This is a genomic window from Streptomyces sp. NPDC058637 (assembly GCF_042717325.1).
GTDB lineage: Bacteria > Actinomycetota > Actinomycetes > Streptomycetales > Streptomycetaceae > Streptomyces.
This window is the reverse complement of sequence record NZ_JBHXRD010000004.1, coordinates 13,144-29,399: the sequence shown is the minus strand read 5'-3', so window position 1 is coordinate 29,399 and position 16,256 is coordinate 13,144. Positions and strand designations below refer to the sequence as shown.

Here is a 16,256-nt window from a genome sequence, read left to right as displayed (position 1 = left end):
TGGATGCGCCGTGTTGCACATGTGAGCCCACTTACTCTTCGTTTTTGCACTGTGACTAATATCCATGTGTCCAAGTTCTCAATGGATTTGATCAGTCACCGGCTGACACCACTGTCAAGGAGCATCCCCTGCGCACGCGCGCGTCACGGCGGACCGACTCGACACCCATGTCGTTGCGGACAGCCCTACTCGTCCTGGCCATCGTCCCCGGTGTCGCACTGGCGGCCCTCTGGGCGGTCACCAGTGGCCAGACACTGCTCGACTTCCAGCGTCAGGCAGCCCAGGGACTCTTGGCCGAGCAAGCGGGCCAACCGTCCAACATCGTGTACTACAACCTGCAGGAGGAGCGTCGGCTCAGCGCGGAGGCGCTGGCCCGTCCCGGCGGCTCCGACACGGCGTTGAAGCAGCAGCGCACGCTCACGGACGACGCGATCGAGAGCTTCCAGTCCCTCTCGGACGTGAACGCGGACGACGCGCCCGAAGAGGTACGGGACGCGGTCGGCAGGGCCCGGGAGGCGATCAACCAGCTGTCCGCGCAGCGCGCCCTCGTCGACGAGGGCGACGACGAGCAGCAGAAGGTCGTCTACGGGTACTACACCGATCTGATCGCCGTGGACCTCAAGCTGTTCGCGGCGCTCAGTCACGTGGACAACGGCCGGGTGACCACGCTGTCCCAGACGCTGGTGGACCTCTTCTGGACCAAGGAGATGATCTCCCGCTCGGACGCGATCCTGGCCCGGGGCTGGCCCGCGGGCAAGCTCAGCGCCGAGGACCTCCAGCAGGTCCGGGAGTCCGTGTCCGCCCAGTCGTTCCAGGCCGGCAACAAGGTGCTCCCGTATCTGCCCGAGGACGAGCGGGCCGAGTGGCAGGAGATCATCGACGGGCCCGCCTGGGCCGGCAAGACGAAGGTCGAGGAGCAGGTCCTGCGCCCGGCCTCGCCGGACAGCGCGGGGTTCGTCGCGCTGAAGGCCGACGAGAAGACCTGGCGTCAGGCCATGGACGACGTCACCCCGCAGCTCGTCGAACTGATGGAGAAGCGGACCGCCGTCGTCGTCGAGAACGGCAAGAGCAGCATCCTCTCCCTGCTGCTCAAGATGGTGCTCACCACGGTGATCGGCCTGCTCGCGGTCATCGCGGTCATCCTGACCACCTGGCGCCTCACCCGTAACCTCCGCCTGCGCATCGGCGGTCTCCAGGAGCGGGCCGAGGAGCTGGAGCGGGCACTGCCCGAGGTCGTCGAACGGCTGGCGCAGGGCGAGAAGATCGACGTCGAGGCCGAGGCCCGCGCCATCGAGACGCCGGCCGAGGGTGGTGACGAGCTCACCCGGCTCGGCAGCGCGCTCAACCAGGCGCGTACCAGTGCCCTGCAGGCAGCCGTCAGACAGGCCGACCAGCACCGCGGCTTCGAGCGGCTGCTGCAGCGCATCGCGCGCCGCACCCAGCAGTTGATCGGCCAGCAGCTCAAGAAGCTGGACGAGCTGGAGCGCAAACACGAGGACCCCGAGGTGCTCGACGGCCTCTTCGACCTGGACCACCTCACGGCACGTCTGCGCCGGTACGAGGAGAACCTGGTGATCCTCGCCGGCGGTTCGCCGCACCGGCGCTGGCGCAAGCCCGTACCCCTGCTGGACGTCATGCGTTCCGCGCAGGGTGAGGTGCAGGACTACCGCCGGGTGGTGCTCGATCTCGACGGTTCGCCCTGGCTGTCCGAGCGGGCCGTCGGTCCGGTCTCCCACGTCCTGGCGGAACTCATCGAGAACGCGCTGAGCTTCTCCCGGCCGCCCAGCCCGGTCGAGGTCCGTGCCGCCAAGGTGAGCCGGGGTCTGGCCATCGAGGTCGAGGACCGCGGTCTCGGCATGGACGAGACGCAGCTGGCCGAGGCCAACGAGCTGATGAGCCGTCCGCCCCGGATGGACGTGCTGGCGCACTCCGAGGACATCCGGCTCGGCCTGTACGTGATCGCGCGCCTCGCGGACCAGCACGGACTGCGGGTCGAGTTCCGGCCGTCCGCCTTCGGCGGTACCCGCGTGGTCGTGCTCGTACCCGACGAACTGACCGTGGCCGAGCCGGGTTCCCGCCCGGTGGGCGTACCGTCGGCCCCCGCCCCGGCCGCCGCGCAGCGTCCGCCGGAGGCCGCCCCGGCGGCTGCGGGTGCGCTGCCGACGCGGGTGCAGGGCAAGGCGCTGGCCGGTGTCACGGCCCTGGCCGACCACACCGCGCGGTCCGGCCGCGCGGCCGGACAGGACCCGGCCGAGCAGCCGGATCCGTACGGCACGGAGGACCGGGCGAAGGACCCGTACCCGCGGCAGGACCAGCCGTACGCGGCTGCCGAGGAGCCGTACACGGTGCCCGGTCAGCCCTTCCCGCCCACCGGACAGCCGTACGGCACGGCCGACACCCCGTACCCCGGGGCCGGATCCGCGTACGCCACGAGCGACACCCGGTACGCCGACGCGGAACAGCCGTACGGCGGCATCGGTACCGCCTACGCCGACGCGGCGCCGTACGCCGAGGGCGAGTCCGCCTTCCCCGATGCCAGGCCGTACACCACCGGTGACACCACCCACCCCGGCACGGACCTGCCCTACGTCGCCGGGGGCACCGCCCACCCGGACCTGCCGTACACCACCGGTGACACCGCCCACCCCGGCACGGACCTGCCCCACACCACCGGTGACACCTCCTACCCCGGGCCCGAAGGGCCGTACGCCGGGGGCGACCTCGCGTACCCGGCGGCCGTCCGACCGTACGCCGGGCCGGACGGCGCGTATCCCGCGTCCGAGGGCGCGTACGTGGGCCAGGAGCAGCCGTACATGACGGCGGCGGGCCAGTACCCCGTGCCCGGCCACGTCTACCCGGCCGCCGAGGACCCGTACCCGGCGCCGGGTCCGTCGTACCCGCGGCCGTACCCGGCCGGGACCGACGCCGACCGGCAGTCCTACGGTGCGTCCGACCACGCTGCCGTGACAGACCACCCGCAGGCACCGCAGCCGCCCGCGGCACCGCTCCCGCCGGTGCGGCCGGCCCTTCCCGGGCCGGACGCGGCGGCGGAGGGCGCCGAGCCTCCGCTCCCCCGGCGGGTGCGCCAGGCCAGCCTGGTGGACGAGCTGCGGGTCGGCCCCGCCGCCCGCACCACCGCACCCAAGCCCCCGAGCTGGGACGAGAACCCGCTGCTGCGGCCGGCTCCCCGTCGGGCCGGGGCCGCGATCGGTGCGTTCCAGCGCAGGTCGCGCGCGGCCCGCGCGGCGGAGGAACCGCCGCGCCCGCCCGCCCCCTCCCTTCCCACGAGAGAAGAACGGTCATGACTCGCACAACGGCCACACTCCAGGACCTGGACTGGCTGCTCGACGGTTTGGTGGACTCGGTCGCCGAGACCGTGAACGCCGTGCTGCTGTCCGACGACGGCCTGGTGGTGAGCCACTCACGGACCATCGACCGGGCCGACGCCGAGCGGCTCGCCGCGATATGCACCGGCCAGCAGAGCCTCGCCCGCGGGGTCGGCCAGCTGTTCAACGGCGGCACCGTGCACCAGGTGATCGTCGAGCTGGCCGATCTCTGGCTGTTCATCATCACGGCCGGCCAGGGCACCCACCTCGCGGTCGTCGCGTCCCAGGAGGTCGACGCCGAAATCATGTCGCTGGCGATGCACAACCTCGTCCAGCAGGTCGGCCAGAAGCTCACCGCGCCCGTGCGCGGCGAGTTCGACGCCTTCGGTACCGGGGGCGGGCAGCGGGTGTGACGCCCTACTGGGACGAGGAGGAGGCCGAGGAGGACGGAGCGGGCACGATGGTGCGCCCGTACACCATCACCCGTGGCCGGACCGCCCCCGAGCGGGACGACTTCAGCCTCATCACCGTGCTCACCACAGCCGACCGGCCGGTGGACGGGCACGGCGTGCCCCTGCACGTGGGCCGGCTCCAGCCGGAGCACCGCATCATCCTCGACCGCTGCCGCCGGCCGGCCGCGGTCGCCGAGGTCTCCGCCGACCTCGACCTGCCGGTCTCGGTGACCAAGATCCTGCTGGCGGATCTGGTGTCCCAGGGCCTGCTGCTGGCCCGCGCACCCCTGACGGTGGCGCGGGCATCCGGCGGGGCCGACATGGGCCTGCTGGCCGCCGTACGTGACGGACTCCGGAGACTCTGACCCAAGATGACAACCAGCCAGACGGCGCCCTCCGCCGTCAAGATCCTCATAGCCGGTGGTTTCGGCGTCGGAAAGACGACCCTGGTGGGCGCCGTCAGCGAAGTCGCTCCGCTGCGCACCGAGGAGTACCTCACCAAGGCGAGCATCGGTGTCGACGACCTGGCCGGCGTCGGCCGGAAGGACACCACGACCGTGGCCCTGGACTTCGGGCGCATCACGGTCAGCCCGGAGCTGGTGGTGTACCTCTTCGGCACGCCGGGCCAGGAACGCTTCTGGTTCATGTGGAACGACCTGGTCAACGGGGCGCTCGGCGGTGTCGTGATCGCCGACACCCGCCGGCTCGAGACCAGCTTCGCCTCGATCGACTTCTTCGAGAGCCGGGACATCCCCTTCGTGGTGGCGATCAACTGCTTCCACGGGCACAACACCCGCACCACGGAGGAGATCCGGTCCGCCCTCGACCTGGATCCGCATGTCCCGCTGCTGATCGGCGACGTCCGGGAGAGGCCGTTCGGCCGCGATGTGCTGCTGGCCCTGGTCGACCACCTGATGAGCCTGCCCGCCGCGGTCGGCTGACCGGCCTCCACCCCTTCGCTCACCTCCTGACTTCCTCATTTCCCGCTCTGGAGAGACCTGAGATGGCAACACCCCTTCGTGTACTGGTACATGGCGCCGGCATAGGCGGGCTGACCCTCGCCGTCGCGCTCGCCCGGCGTGGTCACACCGTCGAGGTCGCCGAGCTCCGGGACCAGCTGGACGCCCTCGGTGTCGGCATCATCCAGCCGTCCAACGCGCTCCACGTCATGCGCGAGATCGGCGTGCTCGACGCGTGCGTCGCCGCCGGCTTCGAGTGGGAGGTGCTGACCATCTGCGACCCGGCCGGCGCCACGCTCGCCAAGATCCCGCAGCCCCGCATGGACGACGCCCCCTCGAACAACGGCATCCCGCGCCCGGCCCTGGCGACGGTGCTCGGCGACGCCGCCGTCGCCGCCGGGGCGCGGATCCGCTTCGGTACGACGATCGTCGAGCTGGCCGACGACGGCTCAGGCGTCGAGGTGACCCTGTCGGACGGCTCGTCCGCCCGCTGGGACCTGGTCGTCGGTTTCGACGGCATCGGCTCGCCGCTGCGGACGCGGCTCTACGGTGACCGTTTCACCCCCGAGTACACCGGCTTCGCCAACTGGCGGGTCACCGTGCCGCGTCAGCCCGAGGTCCGGGGTGTCGTGATGAGCACCGGCAACCAGGCCGCGAAGGCGCTGCTCACCCCGATCACGGACGAACTGATGTACCTGGGCGCGGTGTTCGCCGAGGAACCGGACTTCCGGCCGGACCCCGCGCGGGCCCACGAGCAGCTCGCGGAGCGTCTCACGGCGTTCTCCGGGCCGGTCGCCGAGGCACTCACGCACGTCAAGGACCCGGACGCCGTCGTGTACTCGCGCATCTCGCAGGTCTCGGTGGAGGAGCCCTGGCACGTCGGCCGGGTCGTCATCGCCGGTGACGCCGCGCACGCGAGCACCCCGCACCTCGCCCAGGGTGCGGCGATGGCGGTGGAGGACGCGCTGGTCCTGGCCCTGTCGCTGGACGACGGGGACGACGTGGCCGCGGCGCTCGCCGCCTGGGAGGCCCGCCGCCGGCCGCGCGCCATGTTCGTGCAGAACCTGTCGCGCGCGATCCTGAAGCAGGAGACGGGCGCGGGAACGACGCCCGAGGAGGACGAGCTCCTGAAGATCGGCATCCCTGGCGCCGCCCATGTGCTGGTCAAGCCGTACTGAACAACCGCATGACGTGATCCCCCACCGGGGCAGCCGGACGGACCGGCTGCCCCGGTCGCGTTCTCGGCGCCCGCGCGGGACCTGCCGGTCGCACCGGGCTCCGGTCGTGTCTCAGTCGAGCACCGCGATGCCGTCGAGCTCGACCAGGGCCTGCTCGTCCCAGAGCCTGACCGCTCCGATCACCGCCATCGCCGGGGTACTCGCGCCCCGCGAGCCGGCGCCCGATCCTGCCCGGTTCGGGGGCTGCCCGCGCGCCTTCGAGTTCCTGCCCGCGCTCCCCCGGACGGCGACCGGCAAGCTCCAGCGCTTCCGGCTGCGTGGCACGGGCGCTCTAGAGTGATCGCGTGGCCGAGCACACCCCCCGTTCCCTGATCGTCTCCCTCTACGGCGCGTACGGGCGTTCCCCCGGCAACGCGCCGTTGGCGGTGTCCGAGCTGATCCGGCTGTTGCACGCCGTCGGCGTCGACGCCCCGTCCGTGCGCTCCTCCGTGTCGCGGCTCAAGCGCCGTGAGCTGCTGGTGCCCGCCCGGACCGCGGACGGCGCGGCGGGGTACGCGCTGTCGGCCGACGCCCGGCAGCTGCTGGACGACGGGGACCGGCGGATCTACCGCCATCCGGAGCCCCGCCTCCAGGACGGCTGGGTGCTCGCCGTCTTCTCCGTGCCGGAGGCCGAACGACACAAGCGGCACCTGCTGCGCTCCCGGCTCGGCCGGCTCGGCTTCGGCACGGCGGCGCCCGGGGTGTGGATCGCTCCCGCCGGGCTGTACGAGGAGACGCGGCACACCCTGGAGCGGCTGGAACTGGCCCCGTACGTCGAGCTGTTCCGCGGGGAGCACCTCGGTTTCGGCGCGACGAAGGAGTCCGTGGGGCGCTGGTGGGACCTGGACGCGGTCGCCGGGCTCCATCTGGACTTCCTGGCACGGCAGGAACCCGTGCTCCGGTCCTGGGAGGCGCGGCCCGCCGGGTCGGTCCCGGATCCGGAGGAGGCGTACCGGGACTACCTCCCGGCGCTGGATTCCTGGCGGCGGCTGCCGTACGCGGATCCGGGGCTGCCCGGGGAGCTGCTGCCGAAGGACTGGCCGGGGGCACGCTCGGCGGAGGTGTTCGGGCTTCTGCACGCCTTGCTGCGGGACGCCGGGGCCCTGTTCGTGCACGCGCGGGCCACCTGATGGAACCCGGATGCCCGCCGACCGGTCTTCTCGGGGCGGGCGAGGGTGACGGTCGCCACGCCGTCGTCCAGCGTTCAGGCGCAGGTGCTGCCGGCGCTCCGTGTGCGGGGCGGAGCCGGTGAACGGGCTCATGGAAGGGTGCCCTCCAGCCGTCGGACTGCTGCTGATCCGCCTCGAAGTTATCACTCGTACGTGACTTCCGTCATGAGAGCGCGATAAACGATCGGTGAGACCGGTGTGGCGAAGGTCCCCTTTGTACCGGTCGGCCGCCTCTATGTCTGAGGCGCTGCACTTCGTATGGTTGAACGCAGGAAGTCCCGATACGGAACTCCTGGTGCAGCCGTCCCCCCGCTACCGCGGTCCCGGAACACCGGCCCTGGAACAGGGGCCCGGGAACCGCGGGCCCGGAACACGAGTCCCGTACAGGAAGTCCCGCTCCCGAACGGAAACCCGCCTTGCCCCCCGACGCCCCCGCCCCCCCGCCCGCACCCGCCTCCTGGCGCATCGCCCTGCCGCACTCCACGGCCGCGGTGCCGATCGCCCGCGCCCTCATAAGGACGGCGCTGGCGGACATCGAGGCGCCGGCGGACAGCGATACCGCCGAGCTCCTCACCGCCGAGCTGGTCGCGAACGCCGTGGAGCACACGAACGGCGCCGGGCCCATCGAGCTGGTGGTCGAGCTGATGGCGACCGGCTGCCAGGTTGAGGTCCACGACCACGACCCGGGCCCGCCCGGCGACCTGTCCCGCCCCGGCCCCGGCAGCCAGGCCGACCCCTGGCAGGAGCACGGCCGCGGCCTGCTCCTGATCCGCACCCTCAGCTCGGCGTGCGGTCACCGCGCCACGGAGCACGGCAAGGCGGTCTGGTTCACCCTTCCTTCGGTCCCGAAGCAGCCGGGCCCGTCCCCGGGGAGCTGACCAGCCGCGACCTGCTGCGCCCGTAACCGGCGTAGACGAGCGCGCCGACGGCCAGGAAGACCACGAACTGCAGCCAGGTCGTCCAGCCGGTCCCGTACATCAGGTACAGGCAGAACGCGACGCCCAGCACCGGGCTGAGCGGATAGAGCGGCACCCGGAAGGAGCGCTTCAGCTCCGGGTTGCGGCGGCGCAGCGCGATCACCGCGATGTTCACGACCGCCATGACGGCGAGGGTCCCGATGGTCGTCAAATTAACGACGACGTCGAGGGACGAGAAGGCGGCGGGCAGCGCGAAGAGCGCCGCCACGATCCAGGTGTTGGCCACAGGGGTACGGGTCCGCGGTGAGACGCGCTCGAAGACCCGCGGGATCAGCCCGTCGCGGGACATCGACATCAGGATCCGGGTCTGGCCGTACATCACCGCGAGCACCACGGACGCGATCGCGACGACCGCGCCGAACGCGATGATCCCTCCGCCCACGGCCGAGTCGGTGACCTGGTCGACGACCAGCGAGAGCGCGGCCGGCCTGTCGGACACGGCGTCCGCGCCGATCGCGCCGATGGCCCCGAGGGCGACCGCGCAGTAGAGCAGGGTGACGATGCCGATGCAGATCATGATCGCGACGGGGATGTTCCGCCGGGGGTTCTTGACCTCCTCGCCCGCGGTGGTGATGGCGTCGAAGCCGATGTACGAGAAGAAGGCCACCGACGCTCCGGCGGTGACCCCGGCCATGCCGTGGGTGGCGAACGGCGAGAGGTTCCCGTCCTCGAACGCGGTGAAGGCGATCGCGCAGAACGCGACGAGGATGCCGATCTTCAGGACGGCCATCGCCGCCGTGGCACCCGCGCTCTCCCTGATCCCGCGTACCAGCAGCGTGGCGGCCATCATGATCACCACGACGGCCGGGAGGTTGATCACTCCTCCGTCGGCGGGTCCGGACGAGACCGCCGCGGGCAGTTCCCAGCCGACGAGGCTGTCCAGCAGCTCGTTGACGTACTGGCTCCAGCCGACGGCGACCGCGGAGACGGACACGCCGTACTCCAGCAGCAGGCACCAGCCGACGAGGAACGCGACGCGCTCGCCGAGCGTGGCGTAGGCGAAGGAGTAGGAGCTGCCGGACACCGGGACGGCGCCGCCGAGCTCGGCGAAGGAGAAGGCGGTGAAGACGCAGGTGATCGCGGCGAGGACGTAGGAGACCACCACGGCGGGACCCGCCTCGGCGACGCTGTCGGACAGGCCGACGAAGATCCCGGTGCCGACGATCGCGCCGACGCCGAAGCACACGAGCTGGAACAGCCCCATGGTGCGCCGCAGGCCGTGGCCTTCCAGGTCGGCGCCGGACTCGGCGACCAGCAGCTCGGGGCTCTTGACGCGCGCCCGTGTCGCGTACGACGGCTTCGCCGGGGTGCGGGGGGCCGGGGCGTGGGGGGCCGGACTCATGGGGGGACGTTCTCTTCTCTGGTGGGGCGTGTGCGGGGAGCCCGTGGGGGGCGGGGCCCGCCCGTGGGGGGCTGCGGCCTGCGCGGACCAGAGGCCCGCACGCACGGAAAAGGGGTTCGAGCGTGCGAGCCCGAACCCCACCAAGCGGCACCATGATAGCCACTCGTGCGCATACTCACCCAATCGGGTGCATGACCATACGTTCCGCCCCGCGTCGGCCCCCGTCGCCGCTCACCGGCCGTAGTGACCGCTCACCCGGCCATGGTGGCCACGAGGACGGCCTTGATGGTGTGCATCCGGTTCTCCGCCTCGTCGAAGACCACGGAGTGCGCGGACTCGAAGACCTCGTCGGTGACCTCCAGCGCCGTCAGTCCGTGCCGCGCGTGGATGTCGCGGCCCACCTTCGTGCCGAGGTCATGGAAGGCCGGGAGGCAGTGCAGGAACTTCACGGCGTCGTTGCCGGTGGCGCGAAGGACGTCCATGGTCACGGCGTAGCCCGCGAGGGCGGTGATGCGCTCGTCCCACACCTCCTTGGGCTCCCCCATGGAGACCCAGACGTCGGTGGCGACGAAGTCGGCGCCCAGGACGCCCTCGGAGACGTCCTCGGTGAGGGTGATCCGCGCACCGCTCGACCGGGCGAGCTCGTCGGCCCGGTCCACGATCTCCCGGGCCGGCCAGTAGGCCGTGGGCGCGACGATCCGGACGTCCATGCCGAGCAGCGCACCCGTGATCAGGTAGGAGTTGCCCATGTTGAAGCGGGCGTCGCCGAGGTAGGCGAAGACGAGCTCCTCCAGCGGCTTCTCGCTGTGCTCGGTCATCGTGAGGATGTCCGCGAGCATCTGGGTCGGGTGCCAGTCGTCCGTGAGGCCGTTGAAGACGGGGACCCCGCCGTATTCCGCCAGCTCCTCGACGGTCTCCTGGCTGTCACCCCGGTACTCGATACCGTCGAACATCCGGCCCAGCACCCGCGCCGTGTCCTTCACCGACTCCTTGTGCCCCATCTGGGAACCGGAGGGATCGAGGTACGTCGTGGACGCCCCCTGGTCGGCGGCGGCCACCTCGAAGGCGCAGCGGGTGCGGGTGGAGGTCTTCTCGAAGATCAGCGCGATGTTCTTGCCGGTCAGCCGCCGCTCCTCCTCGCCGGCCTTCTTCGCGGCCTTGAGCTCTGCCGACAGGGCGATCAGGCCGCGGAACTCCTCGGCCGTGAAATCCAGCTCCTTGAGGAAGTGGCGGCCTACGAGGTCTATGGCCATGGTGACTGCTCCTGGGTCGTGCTGCGGGCATGCGTACAGAGACCCTGGAAGTCTATACGAGACCTTGCATCGCTATACAGACGCCTGTTGCGGGAACCCCCGGGAATCCACCACCGGCACGGGAGCACGGGGGCCGCTCACACCGGGTCGCGCACCACCGGACAGCTCATGCAGCGCGGACCGCCCCGGCCCCGGCCCAGTTCGCTGCCGCGGATCTCTATGACCTCGATGCCCTGCTTGCGCAGATGGGTGTTCGTGGTGGCGTTGCGCTCGTACGCCACCACGACGCCCGGCTCCACGGCGAGCACGTTGCATCCGTCGTCCCACTGCTCGCGCTCGGCGGCGTGGACGTCCTGGGTGGCGGTGAGGACCCGGATCGCGTCGAGGCCGAGCGCGGCGGCGATGGCCCGGTGCATGTGCTCGGGCGGATGGTCGGTGACCTTCAGCTCGCGGGGGCCTCTGCCGGGCTCGATCGTGTAGGAGCGGAGCATCCCGAGTCCGGCGTACTGCGTGAACGTGTCCCCGTCGATCATCGTCATCACCGTGTCGAGGTGCATGAACGCGCGGCGCTTGGGCATGTCGAGCGCCACGATCGTGCGGGCCGAGCCGGCGTCGAAGAGGCCCCTGGCCAGCATCTCGACGGCCTGCGGGGTGGTGCGTTCGCTCATCCCGATCAGGACCGCGCCCCGGCCGATGACGAGGACGTCGCCGCCCTCGATGGTGGACGGGTAATCGTGCTGGCCTTCCGACCAGTGGTGGAAGGGGCCCGCCTCCGCGCCCGTGAACAGCGGGTGGTGCCGGTAGATCGCCTCGAAGTGCACGGTCTCGCGCTGTCTGGCCGGCCAGCGCATCGCGTTGATCGACACCCCGTCGTAGATCCACGCCGAGGTGTCCCGGGTGAAGAGGTGGTTGGGCAGCGGGTTGAGGAGGAAGTCGTCCAGGTCCATGACGTGGAAGCGGACGGAGATCGGCTCGGCGTGCCGCTCCAGGAACTCCCGCTTGGTCATCCCGCCGACCAGTGCCTCGGTCAGCTCGGCGGTGGACAGCTCCTCGAAGGCGGCCCGCAGATGCTCGGTGGCGAGCGGGCCGTACTCCTTCTCCTCGAAGACCCGGTCGAGGACCAGCCGCCGCGCCACCGGGATGTCGAGGGATTCCCGGAGCAGATCACCGAAGAGATGGACCTCCACGCCCCGGTCGCGCAGCACGTCGGCGAAACCGTCGTGCTCCTCCCTGGCGCGGCGCACCCACAGCAGGTCGTCGAACAGGAGCGCGTCCTTGTTGCTGGGGGTGAGCCGCTTCAGCTCCAGATCGGGGCGGTGCAGGATGACGCGGCGGAGCCGCCCGGCCTCGGAGTCGACATGGAATCCCATGTATCCATCCTCACCACGCGGAGCACCGTTCACCCTGCGAACCGCCCACCGATTCCCGTCATCCCGATGTCCGTCATCCCGATTCCCGTCGGGCGGGAACCAGGACCGGGATCAGAGCCCGGGACCGGAGCCGGGGATCAGAGCCGGGGGTCAGAGCCGGGGGTCGACCGGCTCCGACTCCAGGGCGAGCACCGCGAAGACCGCCTCGTGGATCCGCCACAGCGGCTCCCCCTCGGCCAGCCGGTCCAGCGCCTCCAGGCCGAGGGCGTACTCGCGCAGGGCCAGCGACCGCTTGTGGCCGAGGAACCGTCCACGCAGCCGGTCCAGGTTCTCCGGGCGCGTGTACTCGGGGCCGTAGATGATCCGCAGGTACTCCCGGCCGCGCACCTTGATGCCCGGCTGGACGAGTCTGCCCTTCTCGTCCCGCACCAGTGCGCCGAGCGGCTTGACGACCATGCCCTCACCGCCGCGCCCGGTCATCTCCAGCCACCAGTCGACGCCGGCGCGCACGGAGGCGTCGTCGCCGGTGTCGACGACGAGGCGCCGGGTGACCTGGAGCAGGCCGGTCGGGTCGTGCTCGACGAGGCGGTCCAGCCAGGCGAGCTGCTCGTCGTGCGGTACGGAGGCGAGCGAACGCCCCCGCACGGCGAGGATCTGGAAGGGTGCGAGCCGCACCCCGTCGAGCCCCTCGGTGCTCCAGCAGTAGCGGCGGTACGCCTCGGTGAACGCGGCGGCGTCCGCGGCACGCTCCCGCTGACGGCCCGCGAGCGCGCCGACGTCCACACCGCGGGCCTCCGCCGCGGCCAGGGCGTCACCGGCCACGGGCAGCACCGCACCCGACGCGGCGCCGACCGCCGCGTACTGCGAGCGCAGCAGCCCGGCCGCCTTCAGGGACCAGGGCATGAGCTCGGCGTCCAGCAGCACCCAGTCGGTGTCCCACTCCTCCCACAGTCCGGCGGCGGTGACGGCCGTACGGAGCCTGCCGAGGATCACCTCGGTGAGCGCCGCGTCGTCCAGGAACGGCCGCCCCGTGCGGGTGTGCAGGGCGCCGGTGGGGCCGTCGGTCCCGAAGCGCTCACGGGCCGTGTCCGCGTCGCGGCACACCAGTGCCACCGCGCGCGAGCCCATGTGCTTCTCCTCGCAGACGACCTTGGCGACCCCGTCCGTCCGGTACTGGGCGAAGGCCTCGGCCGGGTGCTCCAGGAAGCCCTCCTCTCGCGAGGTCGCCGTCGGGGCCATGGTGGGCGGGAGGTAGGCCAGCAGTCTCGGGTCGACGGCGAAGCGGCTCATGACTTCGAGCGCGGCCGCCGCGTTCTCCTCGCGCACCGCGACGCGGCCCATCTGCCGGGTCTCCACGATCCGGCGGCCCTGCACGTCGGCGAGGTCCAGCGGACGGCCCTCCCGGCCCCCGGGCGCCTCGGTCGTCAGGGGCCTCGCCGGCTCGTACCAGACCTTCTCGGCCGGTACGTCGACGATCTCGCGCTCGGGCCAGCGCAGCGCGGTCATCCTGCCGCCGAAGACCGCTCCGGTGTCCAGGCAGAGGGTGTTGTTGACCCAGGAGGTGGTGGGGACCGGCGTGTGGCCGTAGACCACGGCGGCACGGCCGCGGTAGTCCTCCGCCCACGGATAGCGCACGGGCAGCCCGAACTCGTCGGTCTCGCCGGTCGTGTCCCCGTACAGCGCGTGCGAACGGACCCGGCCGGAGGTGCGCCCGTGGTACTTCTCGGGCAGGCCGGCGTGGCAGACGACCAGCTTGCCGTCGTCCAGGACGTAGTGGCTGACCAGCCCGTCGATGAACTCCTTGACCCGCTCGCGGAAGTCCGGGTCCTCGGCGTCGACCCGCTCCAGCTGCTCGATTGTCTCGGCGAGGCCGTACCTGACCTGCACCTTCCTCCCCTTGAGGTAGCGGCCGAGCTTGTTCTCGTGGTTGCCGGGGACGCACAGGGCGTTGCCCGCGGCCACCATGGACATCACACGGCGCAGCACGCCGGGACTGTCGGGCCCGCGGTCGACGAGGTCGCCGACGAACACCGCGGTGCGCCCGTCCGGGTGCGTGCCGTCGGTGTAACCGAGCTTGCCGAGCAGGGACTCCAGCTCGGAGCTGCAGCCGTGGATGTCGCCGATGATGTCGAAGGGGCCGGAGAGGTGTCTCAGGTCGTTGTAGCGGCGTTCCAGGACGACTTCGGCACTGTCCGCCTCCTCCTCGGTGCGCAGGATGTGCACCTTGCGGAAGCCTTCGCGCTCCAGTCCGCGCAGCGAGCGGCGGAGCTCTCGGCGGTGGCGTGCGACGACATGGCGGGGCATGCCGGCGCGGTCGGGGCGTCCGGCGTTGCGCGCGAGGCAGACCTCCTCGGGCAGGTCCAGCACGACGGCGATGGGCAGTACGTCGTACTCCCGGGCCAGCTGGACGAGCTTCTTGCGGCTCTCCGCCTGCACGTTGGTGGCGTCGACGACCGTGAGCCGTCCGGCGGCGAGCCGCTTGCCCGCGATGTAGTGCAGGACGTCGAAGGCGTCACCGCTGGCGCCCTGGTCGTTCTCGTCGTCGGCGACGAGGCCGCGGCAGAAGTCGGACGAGACGATCTCGGTGGGCTTGAAGTGCTTGCGGGCGAAGGTGGACTTGCCGGAACCGCTGGCGCCGATGAGCACCACGAGGGACAGGTCGGTCACCGGCAGGGTGCGAGAGGTACTGGTCACGCGGCCTTCGTCTCCTTCGTCGTGTCGTCGGTCCCGCCGGACGCATCGTCCGCCGTGGTCATAGTGAAGACGGCCATCTGGGTGGGCGGTCCCACCTCCGGGTCGTCCGGCCCCACCGGCACGTACGTCACCGCGTAGCCGTGGCGTGCGGCCACCTGCCCCGCCCAGACCCGGAATTCCTCCCTGGTCCACTCGAAGCGGTGGTCGCCGTGGCGTACGTGTCCGGCCGGGAGGGTGTCCCAGCGGACGTTGTACTCGACGTTCGGCGTGGTCACGAGAACGGTCTGCGGTCGGGCCGAGCCGAACACCGCGTACTCCAGGGCCGGGAGCCGCGGCAGGTCGAGGTGCTCGATCACCTCGCTGAGCACCGCGGCGTCGTACCCCTTCAGCTGCTTGTCCGTGTAGGTGAGGGCACCCTGCCGGAGGGTGACCCGCGCTGCCTGCCGCTCGCCCATCCGGTCCAGCTTCAGCCGTCGCGAGGCGATGGTGAGGGCGCGCATCGACACGTCGACACCGACGATCTCGGTGAAGCGGACGTCCTTGAGCAGCGCCTGCACCAACTGGCCCTGTCCGCAGCCCAGGTCGAGCACCCTGCTCGCCCCGGCGGCGCGCAGTGCCTCCAGGATCGCCGCACGGCGCTGCTCGGCGAGCGGCACGGGCCTCTCCTCGGTGTCGGTGGTCTCGTCCACGGCGTTGTCGACGCTCTCCACCTCCAGGTCGTCCGACTCGGCCAGCCGCACGAGCTCCAGCCGCTCCATCGCCTGCCGGGTCAGCCCCCAACGGCGCGAGAGATAGCGGCTGGTGATGAGCTTCTGCTCGGGGTGGTCGGCGAGCCAGCCCTCACCGGCGCGGAGCAGCTTGTCCACTTCGTCGGGCGCCACCCAGTAGTGCTTGGCGTCGTCGAGCACCGGGAGCAGCACATACAGCTGGCGCAGCGCGTCGGCGAGCCTCAGCTCCCCCTCCAGCACGAGCCGTACGTAACGCGAGTCGCCCCACTCGGGGAACCGCTCGTCCAGGGGTACGGCCACGGCCTCCACCCGCGACCAGCCGAGCGGGCCGAAGAGCTGGTGGACGAGCTCGGCGCCCCCGCGGGCCGGCAGGGCGGGCACTTCGACGCGCAGCGGCAGGGGCTCCCGCGCCCGCTCCGGCATGGCCCGGCAGGCCCCGTTGAGCGCGGACTTGAAGACCGTCGTCATCGCGACCGAGAGCAGGGACGATGCCGCGTAGGGCCGGTCGTTGACGTACTGCGCGAGCGCCGCGTCCGGCGCGCCGCCCCGGCCCTTGCCCTTGCCCCGCCGCACCAGCGCCACCGGATCCACCTCCAGCAGCAGCGCGGCCGTGCAACGCTCCGCGGACGCCTCGGGGTAGAAGACGTGCGCGGTGCCGTGCGAGGTGGAGAACGTCTGCGCCTTCTCGGGATGCTTGTGCAGCAGGAAGCCGAGATCGGTGGCGGGACGCTCAGGGGTGCCGGTCGTGCTGATAGTCAGGAACACCCGT

The 16,256-nt window shown here is 71.5% G+C and carries 12 protein-coding genes and 1 pseudogene; 7 read left to right on the top strand and 6 right to left on the bottom strand.

The window, feature by feature from the left end; translation table 11 throughout:
• Positions 1-167 precede the first annotated feature (167 nt).
• The 5 genes from ACFWVP_RS05165 (at position 168) to ACFWVP_RS05145 (ending at position 5,915) form a co-directional block, all read left to right on the top strand.
• Complete coding sequence (locus ACFWVP_RS05165) at positions 168-3,305, top strand: nitrate- and nitrite sensing domain-containing protein (RefSeq protein WP_384493719.1); 3,138 nt, start codon at positions 168-170, stop codon at positions 3,303-3,305.
• Complete coding sequence (locus ACFWVP_RS05160) at positions 3,302-3,739, top strand: roadblock/LC7 domain-containing protein (RefSeq protein WP_384493717.1); 438 nt, start codon at positions 3,302-3,304, stop codon at positions 3,737-3,739. Before ACFWVP_RS05165 ends, ACFWVP_RS05160 begins: the two co-directional genes overlap by 4 nt.
• Positions 3,736-4,143 carry a DUF742 domain-containing protein gene (locus ACFWVP_RS05155; RefSeq protein ID WP_384493715.1) on the top strand — a complete coding sequence of 136 codons (408 nt, stop codon included), beginning with the start codon at positions 3,736-3,738 and terminating at the stop codon, positions 4,141-4,143. Before ACFWVP_RS05160 ends, ACFWVP_RS05155 begins: the two co-directional genes overlap by 4 nt.
• 6 nt (positions 4,144-4,149) lie before the next feature.
• Positions 4,150-4,719: an ATP/GTP-binding protein gene (locus ACFWVP_RS05150; protein WP_384493714.1), complete on the top strand. Its 570-nt coding sequence runs from the start codon at positions 4,150-4,152 to the stop codon at positions 4,717-4,719.
• Positions 4,720-4,781: 62 nt separating this feature from the next.
• Complete coding sequence (locus ACFWVP_RS05145) at positions 4,782-5,915, top strand: FAD-dependent monooxygenase (protein ID WP_384493712.1); 1,134 nt, start codon at positions 4,782-4,784, stop codon at positions 5,913-5,915.
• Between the two features lie 111 nt (positions 5,916-6,026).
• Here ACFWVP_RS05145 and ACFWVP_RS05140 read toward each other — a convergent pair.
• A pseudogene (locus tag ACFWVP_RS05140) lies at positions 6,027-6,159 on the bottom strand (RidA family protein); the annotation flags it as partial.
• A gap of 100 nt (positions 6,160-6,259) precedes the next feature.
• On the opposite strand from ACFWVP_RS05140, the gene ACFWVP_RS05135 reads away from it, so the two are divergent.
• Both ACFWVP_RS05135 and ACFWVP_RS05130 read left to right on the top strand, forming a co-directional pair.
• On the top strand, positions 6,260-7,084 hold the full coding sequence (locus ACFWVP_RS05135) for a PaaX family transcriptional regulator C-terminal domain-containing protein (RefSeq protein ID WP_384493710.1): 825 nt from the start codon (positions 6,260-6,262) through the stop codon (positions 7,082-7,084).
• 455 nt (positions 7,085-7,539) lie between these two features.
• On the top strand, positions 7,540-8,001 hold the full coding sequence (locus ACFWVP_RS05130) for an ATP-binding protein (protein WP_384493708.1): 462 nt from the start codon (positions 7,540-7,542) through the stop codon (positions 7,999-8,001).
• Here the strand turns inward: ACFWVP_RS05130 and ACFWVP_RS05125 are convergent.
• The 5 genes from ACFWVP_RS05125 to ACFWVP_RS05105 form a co-directional block, all read right to left on the bottom strand.
• On the bottom strand, positions 7,952-9,442 hold the full coding sequence (locus tag ACFWVP_RS05125; protein ID WP_384493707.1) for an amino acid permease: 1,491 nt from the start codon (positions 9,440-9,442) through the stop codon (positions 7,952-7,954). The genes ACFWVP_RS05130 and ACFWVP_RS05125 overlap by 50 nt on opposite strands.
• A 251-nt stretch (positions 9,443-9,693) precedes the next feature.
• The gene (gene argF, locus ACFWVP_RS05120) at positions 9,694-10,695 is read right to left on the bottom strand and encodes an ornithine carbamoyltransferase (RefSeq protein ID WP_384493705.1); all 1,002 of its coding nucleotides are present in this window, start codon (positions 10,693-10,695) and stop codon (positions 9,694-9,696) included.
• Between the two features lie 137 nt (positions 10,696-10,832).
• Positions 10,833-12,065 carry an arginine deiminase gene (locus ACFWVP_RS05115; RefSeq protein ID WP_384493703.1) on the bottom strand — a complete coding sequence of 411 codons (1,233 nt, stop codon included), beginning with the start codon at positions 12,063-12,065 and terminating at the stop codon, positions 10,833-10,835.
• Between the two features lie 150 nt (positions 12,066-12,215).
• Positions 12,216-14,759: a polynucleotide kinase-phosphatase gene (locus ACFWVP_RS05110; RefSeq protein ID WP_384493702.1), complete on the bottom strand. Its 2,544-nt coding sequence runs from the start codon at positions 14,757-14,759 to the stop codon at positions 12,216-12,218.
• Positions 14,756-16,252, bottom strand: a complete 1,497-nt coding sequence (locus tag ACFWVP_RS05105) for a 3' terminal RNA ribose 2'-O-methyltransferase Hen1 (protein WP_384493701.1) — start codon at positions 16,250-16,252, stop codon at positions 14,756-14,758. Before ACFWVP_RS05105 ends, ACFWVP_RS05110 begins: the two co-directional genes overlap by 4 nt.
• Positions 16,253-16,256 lie beyond the last annotated feature (4 nt).

Bases quoted from the DNA above. Each gene is read 5' to 3' on its own strand.
- ACFWVP_RS05160 (WP_384493717.1), top strand. From the start codon at position 3,302: ATGACTCGCACAACGGCCACACTCCAGGACCTGGACTGGCTGCTCGAC.
- ACFWVP_RS05125 (WP_384493707.1), bottom strand. From the start codon at position 9,442: ATGAGTCCGGCCCCCCACGCCCCGGCCCCCCGCACCCCGGCGAAGCCG.
- ACFWVP_RS05115 (WP_384493703.1), bottom strand. From the start codon at position 12,065: ATGGGATTCCATGTCGACTCCGAGGCCGGGCGGCTCCGCCGCGTCATC.
- ACFWVP_RS05145 (WP_384493712.1), top strand. From the start codon at position 4,782: ATGGCAACACCCCTTCGTGTACTGGTACATGGCGCCGGCATAGGCGGG.
- ACFWVP_RS05165 (WP_384493719.1), top strand. From the start codon at position 168: ATGTCGTTGCGGACAGCCCTACTCGTCCTGGCCATCGTCCCCGGTGTC.
- argF (WP_384493705.1), bottom strand. From the start codon at position 10,695: ATGGCCATAGACCTCGTAGGCCGCCACTTCCTCAAGGAGCTGGATTTC.
- ACFWVP_RS05150 (WP_384493714.1), top strand. From the start codon at position 4,150: ATGACAACCAGCCAGACGGCGCCCTCCGCCGTCAAGATCCTCATAGCC.